Consider the following 14,261-nt stretch of genomic DNA (forward strand, 5'->3'; position numbering starts at 1 on the left):
GGCGTCAGTCGTGCCGCACCACGCCCCACATCTCCGGGAAGCTGGCCGTATCGGACTGGCGCCACAGGGCGATGCGCCGGGCCTCCTCGCGCTGCTCGTCGAGATAATCGACGATGGATGCCTCTTCGATGCGCCACTGGTGGCTAGCACCCACGCGCGCTCCGCGCAGACGACCCTGGTGCACGAGCGCGAGAACATCGTCCACCGTGAGGTCCAGGAGTTCCGCGACCTGCGCCGGCGAGACGTGGCGTCCGGGGGCGCTGATGTCGGGCATGAGTCGATTATGACGCGTGGGGAACATATTCTGAAGGCGATCTTGCGGGTGTGGATAATCGCCGATCCGTGCCGCGCTCTCGAATTCGGTGCTGTGGATAGTGAGCACCCTCGTTCGGCACCCGTCTGAGAACATCGCCGACATGTCCAGCCGCCGCGCCAGATTCTTCTCCGATGCCCGCTTCTTCATCGGCGTCGCTCTCGTCGTCGCCTCCGTTGCCGCCGTCTGGGGTGTGGTCTCGGCGTCGCGAACCACGGTCGGTGTTGCGGCGGCAAGCGGCACTCTGCTGCCGGGACAGGTGATCGGGGCGGGAGACCTGCAGAGCACCGAGGTGATGCTCGGAGCCGCATCCGAACGCTATCTCGCGGTCTCCGATGTGCCGTCCGGCAGCGTCGTGACGCGGGTTGTCGAGCAGGGGGAACTCGTGCCGCGCGACGCGCTGGCGCCGGAGGGATCCGCACAGCTCACCACGGTGGTCATTCGCAGCGCTGTGGAGGTGGCTTCGGGTGTGCGCAAGGGGACTGCCGTGGACGTCTGGGTGGACAGTGTGGATGAGGATGATCCCGAGCCGCCTCGTGTGCTCGTCTCCGATGCCGTCGTCGTCTCGGTGCGCGCGGACGACTCGATGGTGCGCACGGCCGCCGCTGTCATCGAGATCGTCGTGCCGCGCGACGCCGTACCGGATGTGCTCGCGGCCGTATCAGCGGGCAGTGCGCTGTCTGTGATCGCGGCAGGCGGCGGGTCGTGAGCACCATCGCCGTCTGCCTGCCACCGTCTGTCGCACGTCCGCTGTGCGAAGAACTGGAGGCCGTGGGCGAGCGCGTCGTCGTGTTGGGTCCGCTGCAGATCGGACTTGCCGATGCCCTCGCCGGTGTAGATGCGCTGGTGCTGCTGGCGGACCCGCGCCAACTGGATGCCGCCCTGCTCGTGCGCTGTGATGCGGCGCGTGTCCGCGTGGTTCCCGTGGCGATGGACGACGCCGGAGCGCATCTCGCAGCTCGACTGGGCGTTGTTCCCGTGCGGGAGATCACGGCGCGCGCCGTTCTCGCCTCCATCACCACCCTGCCCGGTCCGCTGACCTCCCCACACAGCGACGTGATCGCCGTGTGGGGTCCGCACGGAGCTCCGGGACGTTCCACGCTCGCCATCGCGCTGGCCGCCGAACGTGCGCGCAGCGGCAGGGAGGTCGCGCTCATCGACGCGGACAGCCACGCTCCCGCCGTCGCTGCGATGCTCGGGCTGGCCGAAGAGGCACCGGGCCTGGCCGCGGCGTGCCGGCAGGCGGCGCGCCGGTCGTTCGACGAAGCGGAGTATGCGCGTATCCGCGAGCTCCTGCCGACCGGCACGGGGACACTCGCGGTGCTGCCCGGAATCAATCGTCCCGCCCGCTGGCCCGAGCTTCCTGCCGATCGGATGCGATCGGTGATCGATGCCGTGGCGCGGTGGAGCGAACAGGTCTTCATCGACACCTCGGCGCTGATCGAGCAGGACGAGCAGATCGTCAGCGACCTGGACGACGGCCCGCGCCGGAATGCCGCCACGATCGCCGCGCTGCAGCGAGCGGATCGGATCATCGCGGTGTGTGCGGCCGACCCGATCGGCGTCGCCCGCTTCGTGCGGGCGGTCACCGAACTACGCGAGCTGGCCCCGGCGACACCGGTCATGGTGGTGGTGAATCGCGTGCGTTCGCGCGCCATCGGCCTCGACGCCCGCGGCCAGCTGCGCCGCACCCTGGAGCGCTACACCGAGGCCACCGAGATCCACTTCATCCCCGACGACGGCTCCGCGGCGGATCGGGCGATCCTGCACGGCCAGCCCGTGAGCATCGCAGCTCCGCGTTCCGCGCTCACCGCCGCCGTACGTCGCATCGCGGGCCTGCTGGACCTTCCGGGCGCGGCTGCGTCCGCCGCGCGTCCCCGCGAAGCGCGACGACGTGCGACGCGGACTCGGGGAAGTATCCGCCGGAGCCAATAGGCTTGCGGAGTGTCGACACTCAGTGATCTCGTCTACCTGCAGGGCCGCGCCGACGAAGCGGACGTGGAGTGGCTCCATCGTCTCGCCGGCGACGGGCAGCTTCTCGCCGACCTCGCGTCGGCGGACATCGTGATGTGGGTGCCCACGCCCGAGGACTCGTTCATCGCCGTCGCGCACACCCGGCCCGGGGGAGCGGCGACGCTGTTCTATCGCGACATCGTCGGCGACAGCGTGCGCCCGCAGTGGTACGCGCAGATCAAGGAGTGCTTCCAGACCGCCACCATCGTCGACTCGTCGTCGCCGGAGTGGTTCGAGGAGGTGCCCACTCGCGTGCGCGCGGTGCCGATCGTGCGGACCCGCCCCGTCGTGGGAGAACGCCCCAACGTCATCGGCATCCTCACCCGGCACACGAACCTCGGGGAGGCGCGGACACCGTCGCGCCAGCAGATCACCTTCAACGAGTGTGCGGACGACCTGTTCTCGATGATCTCCACGGGTGACTTCCCGGATCTGGACGCTCCGACCGCCCCGCGCCGTGGTGCCCCGCGCGCCTCTGACGGACTGGTCCGCCTGGACGTGGACGGGACCGTGACGTTCGCGAGCCCCAACGCCCTGTCCGCCTTCAACCGCATGGGATTCGACGACGAGCTCGAGGGGGAGAGCCTGGTCGAGGTGGTTGCCGAGATCCTCCCGACCGGTCGTGAGGTGGACGAGTCGCTGCCGGTGGTCATGACCGGACGCGCCCCCTGGCGCTCGGACATCGAGGCGCGCGGCGTCACCGTGTCGATGCGCGCTGTGCCGCTGAAGAACAACGGCACGCGCATCGGGGCGATCATCCTCTGCCGTGACGTGTCGGAGCTTCGTCACCAGGAGCAGGAGCTCATCACCAAGGACGCGACGATCCGCGAGATCCACCACCGGGTGAAGAACAACCTGCAGACGGTGTCTTCACTGCTGCGCATCCAGGCCCGCCGGACGCACTCCGAGGAGGCGCGCGATGCGCTCACCCAGGCGATGCGCCGGGTGGCCTCGATCGCCATCGTGCATGACACCCTGGCCAGCGGTCTGACGCAGAACGTGAACTTCGACGAGGTCTTCACTCGCGTGCTGAAGCTGGTCGCCGAAGTCGCCGCGGGTGCCGGAACGCGGGCTCGCACTCACGTGACGGGCAAGTTCGGCAGCCTCCCCAGCGAGTACGCGACGCCGCTGGCGCTGGCACTCACCGAACTCGTCACCAACGCCGTGGAACACGGCCTCGCGGAGCAGGACGAGGGGGTCGTCGAGATCATCGCTGAGCGCGACGAGGAGCACCTCGAGGTCCGCGTGCGCGATGACGGCAGCGGACTGCCCGAGGGCCAGGTCGGTCAGGGGCTTGGTACACAGATTGTGCGCACTCTCATCCAGGGTGAGCTGTCCGGATCCATCGACTGGCACACCCTCACCGGCTCCGGCACCGAGGTGACCATCGACATCCCGCTGAAGTGGATTCGCGCCGACAGCTGATCCCTGCAACGCGGAACGCCCCCGGTCACAACCGGGGGCGTTCGACGTTCAGGGAAGTCGTCGCCTCAGGAGGCGCGGCGTGCGCGGGCGGCGCGACGCTTCAGGGCGCGGCGCTCGTCCTCGGACAGCCCGCCCCAGACGCCCGAGTCCTGACCGGTCTCGAGGGCGTACTGCAGGCAGATCTCGGTGACGGTGCAACGGGCGCACACCGCCTTGGCCTTCTCGATCTGATCCACGGCGGGACCGGTGTTCCCGACGGGGAAGAAAAGCTCAGGGTCGACCGTCAGGCAGGCGGACTTATCGCGCCAATCCATTCTTCGTGCTCCTTGTAGATGGGTGTGGGGGTTGGGGTGACGCACGAGTGCGGTGTTTACCCCGGGTGGGTTGGATACCCTGTGTATATACGAGCAGAGCGCTCGTCCCACGCCGCTGTGGGAGCACACGGCACTGATAATGCTTCCATGGATCCTCGGGTGAATCAAGGGTTAATTGATTGTCACAGTCAGGTTTCAAGAATGAGTCGGCGCCGTGGAAGAACCCGAATCACGGCGGCGTACGCGCCCCGGCGATCGTAACGACGAGAAGGACAGCGCAACAGCCATGACGATCCCCGAGCGAGTCTCGCCGCGTTCGCAGTCCGCCACCGTCGCCGCGGCGATCATCGTCGCCCTCGAGGGCCTGGTGACACTGGTGCTGGCCGCTGTGGAGATCGGCGCCATCCTCGCCGGCGACACGGCGGATCTCGTGAGTGCGCTGGCACTGCTGGTGCTCACCATCGTGCTGGGCGCGGGCATCCTGGCGTTCGCGTTCGGCATCCTCCGTGACCGTACCTGGGGGCGGTCAGGCGGGATCGTGACGCAGGTGCTGGTGTTCGCGGTGGGACTCGGCGCGAGCACGGGACCGGCACCGCATCCGCTGATCGGCGCGTGGCTGATCATCCCCGCGATCATCGGATTCTTGCTGATCATCGTGGCCGCTCGCCGCAGCCCGGACCGAAGCCATGAGCCGGTCGCCGATGACGCACCGGAGGAGCCGGCCCGCTGAGCGCAGCCGGCGTCAGTCGGCGAGGCCGAGGATGCGCATGATGCGGGCGACGTGCCCGGTGGCGCGGACGTTGTAGAGCGCCTCGCGGATGATTCCGTCTGCGTCGATGATGAACGTGGACCGGATCACACCCTCGTAGGTGCGGCCGTAGTTCTTCTTCTCGCCCCACGTGCCATACAGATCCATCACGGCGTGGTCGGGGTCGGCCAGCAGGTCGAACGGCAGGTGGTCGCGCTCGTGGAATCGCTCCAGCTTGGCCACATCGTCGGGAGAAACGCCGAGCACGGTGTAGCCCGCGGCCTGCAGGGGAGCGAAGGAATCGCGGAAATCGCAAGCCTGGGCGGTGCACGCGGGGGTCATCGCGGCGGGGTAGAAGTACAGCACCACGGGGCCGCCGCGCAGCGCGCTGAGGGTGATCGGGGTGCCGTTCTGCGTGGTGAGGGTGAAGTCGGGGGCGGGGGTACCGGGTTCCAGGCGCAGCGTCATGCCCTCAGCCTAATGGGGGTGTATCACGCGGCTCCGTTGGGGCAGTGTGGTGTGCAAGTCTGCCAGTGAGTGAGCACTCGTTCAGCCTGACCGTCATGAGGTCTACGCCTAGATCGTGCCCTCATTGGTTGGTGGGGAAGCGGTGATGGCTGCTGGGATGACGTGCTTCGAGCACTGAACCATTAGGGCGCTGCGAGCTTTCTCCGGGACTTGTGTTGATCAGGTTCGTGAAGGGAGTCGGGACGATGCTGTTCCTCGGTGATGACTGGGCTGAAGCCCATCACGACATCGAACTGCAAGACGAGCAGGGTGCGGTGCTGGTCCGCCGTCGCCTGCCAGAGGGCGTGACGGGGCTGGCGCGACTGCACGCGCTGATCGCAGATCATCTCGACGACGGCGACGATCCGAGCATGGTGTTCGTGGGGATCGAGACTGATCGGGGCGGGTGGGTGCAGGCGCTGATCGCGGCTGGTTACACGGTCTATCCGATCAATCCGCAACAGTCGGCCCGGTATCGGCAGCGGCACTCGACCTCGGGTGCGAAAAGCGACCCCGGAGACGCGCACGTGCTCGCCGAGATCGTCCGCACCGACCGTGACCATCACCGACCCGCGACCGGCGACAGCGACCTCGCCGAGGCGGTGAAAGCGCTGGCAAGGACGCATCAGACGATGATCTGGTCGAAACAGCGGCAGGCCAACCAGCTGCGATCGATGCTGCGGGAGTTCTACCCTGCCGCGTTGACCGCGTTCAGCGACAACCTCGCCGGGCGAGACGCCCTCGCCGTCCTCGCCGTCGCCCCGACACCGGCCGCCGGGCGGGCCCTGACTCGCACCCGGCTCGTCACGGTGCTGCGCCGAGCGGGACGACAACGCAACCTCGAACACCGCGCCCTCGAGATCCTCACCGTCCTCCGATCCGAGCAGCTCGAGCTACCCGAACCGGTCGCGGCCGCCTACGGCACCTCGATCACCGCGATCGCGACAGTGCTGCACGCGATGACCGATCAGATCACCGCCCTGGAAGCAGAGGTCGAGTCGTGTTTTGGCCAGCACCCGGACGCTGAGATCATCACCAGCCAGCCCGGCCTGGGAACGATCCTCGGCGCGAGGGTGCTCGCCGAGTTCGGAGACGACCCCGACCGCTTCACCGACGCGAAAGCCCGCCGAAACTACGCCGGCACCAGCCCCATCACCCGCGCATCCGGCACCCGCCGCATCGTCCTGGCCCGCTACGACCGCAACCGGCGCCTCGCCGACGCACTGCACCAGCAAGCGTTCTGCGCGCTCAGCACATCACCCGGCGCCCGCGCGTTCTACGACGCCCACCGAGCCGCCGGAGCCACCCACCACGCCGCGCTCCGCGCACTCTCGAACCGGCTCGTCGGGATCCTCGACGGCTGCCTCCGCCACCACACCCCCTACGACGAAACCATCGCCTGGGCACACCGCCACGCCCTCGCCGCTTGACAAACTACACCCCTGGGATATCTAGGCGCGCCCACCGACGAGACACGAAACGTGGAGGATCGCCGGTGCGGGCACTCCCGCGAAGTATCAGGACTCGAAGGTGGCGAGGAGTCGCTGCAGCGAGTCGAGACGCGCGCTGCCGGCGGGGCCGAGCTCACCGGCGGCTTCGGCCTCGTTCAGCGCGCAGTCCGGCGCATCGGGGAGGTGCGTGCAGCCGCGCGGGCAGTCCTCCGCGATCTCCGCAAGGTCGGTGAAGGCGGCAAGGATGTTCGCCGTGTCGACATGGCCGAGGCCGAAGGATCGGACACCCGGCGTGTCGATGACCCAGCCGGTGCCCCCGGGCCCGCGGAAGCGCAGCTCCACCGTTGAGGAGGAGGTGTGACGGCCGCGGCCGGTGACGTCGTTGACGTGGCCCGTCGCACGACCCGCGCTCGGCACGAGGGCGTTGATGAGCGTGGACTTGCCCACCCCCGAGTGGCCGACGAACACGGTGGCGTGGCCCACGAGTGCGGCACCGATCTCGTCGAGAGGAACCTCGCCGCGGGAGCTGCGGAACACGCGCAGGTCCGCCAGCGTCTCGAAGTGCCGGAGGAAGTCGGTCGGATCGGCGAGGTCGGTCTTGGTGACCACGAGCAGCGGGCGCACACCGGCGTCCAGGGCCGCGACGAGGTATCGATCCACCAGTCGTTCCCGAGGCTCCGGGTCGGCGGCGGCCACCACGATGAGCATCTGATCGGCGTTGGCGACGATGACGCGCTCCACCTGATCTGTGTCGTCAGCGCTGCGGCGCAGCAGGGACGTGCGGTCGACGATGCCCACGATGCGAGCGAGGGTTCCGGTATCGCCCGTGCGATCGCCGACCACGCGCGCGCGATCGTTGGTCACGATCGGCGTCTTGCGCAGCTCACGAGCACGAGTCGCCGTGACGGTGCGCTCGTCGTCGGTGTCCTCGTCCAGCAGCACGCTGTAGCGGCCACGGTCCACACCCAGCACGCGACCGATCGTCGCATCCTCGTGCGCGGGCCGTCGCTTGGTCCGCGGCCGGTTGGCCTTCGGGTTCGGACGGACGCGGATGTCGCTCTCGTCGAACTCGTCCTCGTCGTCGTCGAAGTCTCCCAGCCAGCTCACGCGGCGGCATCCTCCGGGGAATCCTCGCCCGGCGCGAGCATGAGCTCCCACAGCGCGGTGAACTGCGGCAGGGTCTTGGCGGTGGTGCCGATGTCGTCGATCACGATGCCGGGAACTGCGAGTCCGAGCAGCGCGCCGGTGGTCGCCATGCGGTGATCGTGATACGCCTTCCAGGTGGCACCGTGCAGCGGAGCGGGGGTGACGACGATGCCGTCGGGGGTCTCCTCGGCCCCGCAGCCGATCGCCCGCAGCTCGGCGACCAGGGCCGCGATGCGGTCGGTTTCGTGGTCGCGGATGTGTCCGATGCCGCGGAAGGTGCTAACGCCGTCCGCCAGGGCCGCGAGGCCCACCAGCGTGGGGGCGAGCTCGCCTGCCGCGGTGAGGTCGAGGTCCACGGCGCGGATCGGACCGGTGCTCGTGACGGTGAGGGCGCCGCCACGTCGGGTCGCGCGCGCGCCGAACTGCGGAAGGATGTCGGTGAGCAGGGCGCCCGGCTGCGTCGAGCGTGCGGGCCAGCCGGTCACGGTCACCGAGCCGCCGGTGACGAGCGCCGCCGCCAGGAACGGCGCCGCGTTGGAGAGATCGGGCTCGATCGCCACGTCCTTGCCGCGGATCGAACCCGCCGGCACCACCCAGTCGGTGGGCGAGGTGCGCTCGACATGCACGCCTCGGTGCGCCAGCACATCGATCGTCATCTCGATGTGCGGGATGGACGGCAGACGCTGACCGGAGTGGCGCAGCTGAAGGCCGACGTCGAAGCGGGCGGCGGCGAGCAGGAGCCCTGAGACGAACTGACTGGAGCGCGATGCGTCGATCACGATCTCCCCGCCGCGGATGTGGCCGTGCCCCACGACGGTGAACGGCAGGGACCAGCGGCCGCCGTCATCGATGTCGACGCCGACATCACGCAGGGCGCTGATCATCTCGCCCATCGGGCGGTGCAGCGCGGACTCGTGCGCGGTCACGGTGACCTCGCCGGTCGCGAGTCCGGCCAGCGGCGTGAGGAAGCGCATCACGGTCCCGGCCTGGCCGCAGTCGACCGTGGTTCCGGCGGACAGCGTGCGGGGCGGAGTGATCTGCAAATCCGGTCCGAAGGGTCCGCTGGCTTCGGTCTCCTCGATCTCGACGCCGAGGGCACGCAGGCCCTCAATCATGCGCGCGGAGTCGTCGGAGTGCAGGGGAGAGCGCAGGCGGCTGGGGCTCTCCGCCAGCGCCGACAGAATCAGCTCCCGATTGGTGAGGGACTTCGATCCGGGCACGCTGAGAGTCGCATGCACCGGCGCGGCTGCGACCGGTGCCGCGTATGCGCCCTGGGGTGCGGTTGCGGTAGCGAGGTCGATCTGTGCACTCATCGGCTCCACCCTACTTTGCCCTGCGGAATCGGACGAATATGTCAGCTACATATTGGGCAGGCGGACCGGTGGGAATAGGTGCCGCGCCGTGCCGGTTGCACCCGATGTGAGAAGCACACGGCACGAACGAGGAGGCGCATGAACGCGACGCTGGAGCGTTCACCCGAGCTCGAACAGGTCGACGATCTAGACTGGCTCGCGATGGATCAGTCAGATCAGACCGAAACGAGCACGGGCGATGCCCGTACGCAGTTCGAGGAGCAGGCCCTCCCGTTCATGGATCAGTTGTACGGGGCGGCGATGCGCATGACGCGCAACCCCGCCGATGCGGCCGATCTGGTGCAGGAGACCTTCGTCAAGGCGTACTCGTCGTGGGCGTCGTTCACGCAGGGCACCAACCTCAAGGCGTGGCTGTACCGCATTCTCACGAACACGTACATCAACACGTACCGCAAGAAGCAGCGCGAGCCGTTCCAGGGCACCATTGATGACCTGGAGGACTGGCAGCTGGGCGGTGCCGAGTCGACCACGGCGATGAGCTCGCGGTCGGCAGAGGCGGAGGCGATCGACCGGATGCCGGCATCGGTCGTGAAGGATGCGCTGCAGGCCATTCCGGAGGACTTCCGTCTTGCGGTGTATCTGGCCGATGTCGAAGGCTTCGCCTATCAGGAGATCGCCGACATCATGAAGACCCCCATCGGAACGGTCATGAGCAGGTTGCACCGCGGTCGGCGGATGCTGCGAGACCTGCTGGCCGACTACGCGGCGGAGCGAGGAATCCGTCCCACCGCATCGAGGAGCAAGAAATGACCGACTGCGGTTGCGAGAAAGCACGGCAGGACCTGGAGGAGTATCTCCGCAACGAGGTGTGCCGGACGAAGGAATCCGACATCCGCGCCCACCTCGACACCTGCGAGAGCTGCCGCGAAGAAGCGGTGGTCTCCCAGACGCTGACCGAGGTGGTCGCGCGCGCCTGCAAGGAAGACGCCCCGGAAGAGCTGCGGCTCCTGGTGCTGGAGCGAATCCGCGCCGCCCAGGCCGCTCACGCCTGATCGGTGGCAGCGCTCAGCCGCGTGATGCGCGCACGCTGAGCGAGTCGCCGGTGCTGTCTATGCGCAGGCTGTGACGTTGTCGTGAGTCGCCCGTGACGTGAGCGCTCGCGTCGTGGCGCGCGGGGTTCTGGGTGCACGATCATGAACGTGCCTCAGGTTCCCGTCCCCGCTGAGACCCCACCCGCACCCATCGACCGTCGCGCTCGGCGCGCACGTGAGGCCGCAGCAGCACTGCGGCGGGTGATCTCGGCTTCCCCCATAGCGACGATCTTCGGCGTCTGGATGCTGCTCGCCACGGTGTTCCACGGCCCGTGGCGATCGCTGATGGCTGCGGGCGCGGATGCGACACTGAGCCAGTTGCGGTGGTGGACTCCGCTGACCGCGGTGGTCGTTCCCGACAGCGTGGTCACCGGAACGGTCGCGATCATCCTCGGCGTGCCGCTGCTCATCTTCGCCGAGCGCCATCTGCGTCCGTCGCGTTTGCTGCTTGCGCTGGCCGGCGGCGGGACCGCCGTCGTACTGCTCGGCATCTTCATCCAGGCTGGCATCGCGCGGATCCCCGACTTCTCGCACGTGGCGACACTCAGCGTTGCGGATCCGCTCATCGGCGTCATCTGCGCGGTGAGTGCGGCCGCCGGGGTCGCACCCACCCTGTGGCGGCGTCGCAGCCGGCTCATCATCGGCCTCGGTGCAGTGGCCGCGGCCCTCTACGCGGGCGACCTGTCATCCTGGCTCAGCCTGCTGGCCTTCCTGGTGGGAACGATCATCGGGGAGCTGTGGGCGGCGCGGACCCCGCAGACGACCTGGTGGCGAGGAAGCCAGCACGAGCGTCGCACACTGATCGCGGGCGCCGTCGCTGTCCTGGGCATCGGGCCGATCGCCGCGCTGGTCAACGGCGGTGGACGCGGACCCCTTTCCGTGGTGCTGGGTGCATACTCGGACTTCGATCAACGGATCTCGGCCCGCTGCGCGTCGCACTATCTGCCGATCTGCGACCACCAGAACATGCTGTTCGTGACCCGCGGGCTGGGACCCGCGCTGCTTGCCGTCGTCCCGCTCATCCTGCTGGTTGTCGCGGCGATCGGTCTGCTGGCAGGCCGCCGCTCGGCATGGGTGCTGGCGATCGCGACCAACGGCGTGCTGTTCGTCGCGGCGTTCGGCTCTGCTCTCGCCGGCAGCGTCGTCGTGGCGGGGGAGGGAACCCAGCAGGTCCTCGAGTCCGTCCTCTGGGGGATCGGGGCGCTCGCTCTTCCGGCCGCCACCATCCTGGTGCTCGTCCTGACGCGTTCCGTGTTCTCCGTGCGCAGCACGCGAGCGGCCGTGCATCGGTTCGCGCTGGCGATCACCATCTGCTTCGCGGCGTTCGCCGTCATCTTCTTCGTCGGCGAGTGGATGCTGCGCGGGTCGTGGAATCAGGCGCCCACGTCGGGGGAGCTGCTCGGCGACGCCCTGCGGCGTTTCCTTCCGCCGGGACTGGTCCCGCTTCCCGGTGGCACGCGATTCCCGCACCACGGGCCGGGTCTGTTCCTCTGGCAGTGGGTGGGGGTCGCCTTTTGGGCGGTGTTCACCTCCGCGGTGCTGCGCCTGTTCGCCCGTACCCGAACGGAGCAGATCGCGAGCTCGGATCCCTACCGGACGCTGGTGGCGACCACCGATGCGGGAACGCTTGGCTGGCTGGGGACCTGGGAGGGCACGCGTCACTGGTTCTCGGAGGATGGCGCAGCGGGCGTCGCCTACCGACTCCAGGGCGGGGTCGCCATCGCGATCTCCGACCCGGCGGCGGATGAGGCGCATCGGGAGGGAGCCATCCGCGGCTTCATCGAGTTCGCCTCTGCAAGCGGCTGGATTCCGGTCTTCTACAGCGTTCATGATGCCACCCGGAAGATCCTGGAATCGCTGGGCTGGACCAGCATGCCGGTGGCGGAGGAGACCGTGCTGCATCCTGGTACGTTCACGCTGGCGGGCAAGGCCGGCGAGAAGGTCCGCCATCCGGTCACGCGCATGCGTCGTGAGGGGGTCGCACCGCTGTGGACGACCTGGGCTGCGCTGTCACGCTCCCACACGCGGCAGATCCGGGAGATCAGCGAGCACTGGGCTTCGGAGAAGGCACTGCCGGAGATGGGCTTCACACTGGGATCCGTTCCGGAGATGCAGGATCCCGCCGTGCGGCTCATGCTCGCGGTCGCGGCGGACGACACGGTGCTGGGCGTCACCAGCTGGGTGCCGGTGCACCGAGGGGGCGCCCTCGTCGGATGGACCCTCGATGTGATGCGCCGGGCACCCGAATCCCCGAATGGCGTGATGGAGTTTCTCATCGCGTCGGCGGCACTGCAGATGCAGCAGGACGGTGCCGAGATCCTCAGCCTGTCCGGGGCGCCGCTCGTGCAGCAGGATGAGACCGCGCCGCGGAGGGGGAGCATCGACGGGCTGCTCGCGAGCCTGTCGGCAGCGCTGGAGCCGCTGTACGGATTCGCGTCGCTGTTCCGGTTCAAGAAGAAGTTCCGCCCGGAGTACGCCACGCTGAGCATGGTGTACCCGGATCCGGTGGAGCTGCCGGCGATCGGGTATGCGCTGGTGCGCACATATCTGCCCACGGCAAGCGGACGTCATCTCGTGGAGTTCGCCCGCGGACTGTTCGAGAGGCGATCCTGATGCGCACCTGGCTGCTCACCGTGGAGCTCATCGACTCACCCGTGCGCACGACCGTGGGACTTCTCGTGCTCGGGCTGATGATGGCCGTGCTGATTCGCGGCCGACGACCGGTGCGTCATCTCATCGGGGCGCTGGTCGGTGCGGCGGCGCTCGCGGTCGGAGTGCTGTCGGCGCAGTCCGCGAACGCGTTCTCCGGGGAGCTCCCGGCGGGTACCGCGCCCTGGGTCCTGGTGACGGGCGCGCTGCTGGGGGTGGGAGTGATTGCGGTCGTCACAGGAGGCTGGTGGCGACGTGTGGCGGCGGCCGGGCTGGTCGTCACGAGCGCGCTCTCCCTGGGTCTCGCGGTGAATGCGCTCTACGGCGTCACTCATACGCCGGCCGCGATCTTCGGGATCGATGTCGGGCCCGCCGCCGAGCTGCCGCCCGTCGGTGCAGCGGACCAGCGGCCGACGATCGCCGAATGGACCCCGCCCGCTGACCTCCCCGCGCAGGGACGCACCGGTGTGCTCCGCGGTGATGAGCGGATCGTCCCGTCGCACGCGTATGCGCCACGAGACGCGTCCGTGTATCTCCCGCCGGCGGCGCTGGTGAAGGACGCACCGGCTCTTCCCGTGATCGTGATGATGATGGGCCAGCCAGGCTCTCCCGACGTCACCCCCATCGCAGCCGCAGCGGATGCCTACGCCGCGACCCATCAGGGGCTCGCACCGATCATCGTGGTGGTGGACCAGCTGGCCGGCAGTGCCGACAACGACCCCGTGTGCACGGACTCCGCCACCTACGGCGCCGTCGCCACGTACATCAACGTGGACGTGCCTGCGTACATTCGCGCCCATTTCACGGTGTTGCCGGATGCCTCCGCGTGGACCATCGCCGGCTACTCCAACGGCGGCGCCTGCGCGTTCGCCTTCGGTGCTCAGCATCCGGACATCTGGGGGACGATCGGAGACGTGTCCGGCAATGAGTATCCCGGATCGGAGAACCCCCAGAGCGCTGTCGCTCGCGCCTGGGCGGGGGACGAGGCGGCATACCGGGCATCGCTGCCCTCCTCGGTGCTGGCGGCGGCGAAGCCGGGGACCTACACCGACAGACACGCGATCTTCACGCACGGGGATCAGGACACCGTGTTCGGGCCCGGACAGGTGAAGAACGCGGCACTGGCGCAGCAGGCCGGATTCCGCGTGAGCACGCTGACGATCCCCGGCGAAGGCCACGTGCGCGGAGCGCTCACGAAGGGGTTGGACTACCTCATAGCGACGGTGGGCACCGACGCGGGCTTCGACGCCCACGCGACGACACCGGGGTCCTGAACAAGGAGCGTGCACGA

14 protein-coding genes are annotated in these 14,261 nt (G+C 68.7%); 9 read left to right on the forward strand and 5 right to left on the reverse strand.

Features of this window, described 5'->3' with window-relative positions; genetic code table 11:
* Positions 1-4 precede the first annotated feature (4 nt).
* Positions 5-274: a helix-turn-helix domain-containing protein gene (locus ABTV68_RS05895; RefSeq protein WP_433676691.1), complete on the reverse strand. Its 270-nt coding sequence runs from the start codon at positions 272-274 to the stop codon at positions 5-7.
* Between the two features lie 142 nt (positions 275-416).
* On the opposite strand from ABTV68_RS05895, the gene ABTV68_RS05900 reads away from it, so the two are divergent.
* From ABTV68_RS05900 to ABTV68_RS05910, 3 genes are read left to right on the forward strand one after another with little or no spacing between them, the layout of a single operon-like run.
* Entirely contained in the window at positions 417-1,022 is a 606-nt protein-coding gene (locus ABTV68_RS05900; protein ID WP_433676692.1) for a hypothetical protein, read from the forward strand.
* Complete coding sequence (locus ABTV68_RS05905; RefSeq protein ID WP_433676693.1) at positions 1,019-2,248, forward strand: AAA family ATPase; 1,230 nt, start codon at positions 1,019-1,021, stop codon at positions 2,246-2,248. Before ABTV68_RS05900 ends, ABTV68_RS05905 begins: the two co-directional genes overlap by 4 nt.
* A 9-nt stretch (positions 2,249-2,257) precedes the next feature.
* Positions 2,258-3,751 (forward strand): sensor histidine kinase, encoded by a 1,494-nt coding sequence (locus ABTV68_RS05910; protein ID WP_433676694.1) that lies wholly within the window; start codon positions 2,258-2,260, stop codon positions 3,749-3,751.
* Between the two features lie 65 nt (positions 3,752-3,816).
* Here the strand turns inward: ABTV68_RS05910 and ABTV68_RS05915 are convergent, their stop codons facing one another.
* Positions 3,817-4,065 (reverse strand): WhiB family transcriptional regulator, encoded by a 249-nt coding sequence (locus ABTV68_RS05915; protein ID WP_023955350.1) that lies wholly within the window; start codon positions 4,063-4,065, stop codon positions 3,817-3,819.
* Positions 4,066-4,351: 286 nt separating this feature from the next.
* On the opposite strand from ABTV68_RS05915, the gene ABTV68_RS05920 reads away from it, so the two are divergent.
* On the forward strand, positions 4,352-4,795 hold the full coding sequence (locus tag ABTV68_RS05920; RefSeq protein ID WP_433676695.1) for a histidine kinase: 444 nt from the start codon (positions 4,352-4,354) through the stop codon (positions 4,793-4,795).
* A 12-nt stretch (positions 4,796-4,807) separates the two neighbouring features.
* On the opposite strand, the gene bcp is transcribed toward ABTV68_RS05920, so the two are convergent.
* A complete protein-coding gene (bcp, locus tag ABTV68_RS05925; protein WP_433676696.1) occupies positions 4,808-5,281 on the reverse strand; it encodes a thioredoxin-dependent thiol peroxidase in 474 nt (157 codons plus the stop codon).
* Positions 5,282-5,526: 245 nt separating this feature from the next.
* On the opposite strand from bcp, the gene ABTV68_RS05930 reads away from it, so the two are divergent.
* A complete protein-coding gene (locus tag ABTV68_RS05930; protein ID WP_433676697.1) occupies positions 5,527-6,750 on the forward strand; it encodes an IS110 family transposase in 1,224 nt (407 codons plus the stop codon).
* An 87-nt stretch (positions 6,751-6,837) separates the two neighbouring features.
* Here ABTV68_RS05930 and rsgA read toward each other — a convergent pair whose 3' ends face one another.
* Together rsgA and aroA are read right to left on the reverse strand one after the other, a co-directional pair.
* The gene (rsgA, locus tag ABTV68_RS05935) at positions 6,838-7,878 is read right to left on the reverse strand and encodes a ribosome small subunit-dependent GTPase A (RefSeq protein ID WP_433676698.1); all 1,041 of its coding nucleotides are present in this window, start codon (positions 7,876-7,878) and stop codon (positions 6,838-6,840) included.
* Positions 7,875-9,230, reverse strand: coding sequence for a 3-phosphoshikimate 1-carboxyvinyltransferase (aroA, locus tag ABTV68_RS05940; RefSeq protein WP_433676699.1), 1,356 nt, complete (start codon positions 9,228-9,230; stop codon positions 7,875-7,877). The genes rsgA and aroA overlap by 4 nt, the downstream gene beginning before the upstream one ends.
* 138 nt (positions 9,231-9,368) lie before the next feature.
* On the opposite strand from aroA, the gene ABTV68_RS05945 reads away from it, so the two are divergent.
* The 4 genes from ABTV68_RS05945 to ABTV68_RS05960 all read left to right on the forward strand — a co-directional run bounded on the left by ABTV68_RS05945 (position 9,369) and on the right by ABTV68_RS05960 (position 14,244).
* On the forward strand, positions 9,369-10,040 hold the full coding sequence (locus ABTV68_RS05945) for a sigma-70 family RNA polymerase sigma factor (RefSeq protein ID WP_308071095.1): 672 nt from the start codon (positions 9,369-9,371) through the stop codon (positions 10,038-10,040).
* Positions 10,037-10,282 carry a zf-HC2 domain-containing protein gene (locus tag ABTV68_RS05950; RefSeq protein WP_433676700.1) on the forward strand — a complete coding sequence of 82 codons (246 nt, stop codon included), beginning with the start codon at positions 10,037-10,039 and terminating at the stop codon, positions 10,280-10,282. The genes ABTV68_RS05945 and ABTV68_RS05950 overlap by 4 nt, the downstream gene beginning before the upstream one ends.
* Positions 10,283-10,423: 141 nt before the next feature.
* On the forward strand, positions 10,424-12,934 hold the full coding sequence (locus tag ABTV68_RS05955) for a bifunctional lysylphosphatidylglycerol flippase/synthetase MprF (protein ID WP_433676701.1): 2,511 nt from the start codon (positions 10,424-10,426) through the stop codon (positions 12,932-12,934).
* A complete protein-coding gene (locus ABTV68_RS05960) occupies positions 12,934-14,244 on the forward strand; it encodes an alpha/beta hydrolase-fold protein (protein ID WP_433676702.1) in 1,311 nt (436 codons plus the stop codon). Before ABTV68_RS05955 ends, ABTV68_RS05960 begins: the two co-directional genes overlap by 1 nt.
* Positions 14,245-14,261 lie beyond the last annotated feature (17 nt).

It is taken from the genome of Microbacterium gorillae, from assembly GCF_050990725.1.
Lineage (GTDB): Bacteria > Actinomycetota > Actinomycetes > Actinomycetales > Microbacteriaceae > Microbacterium > Microbacterium gorillae_A.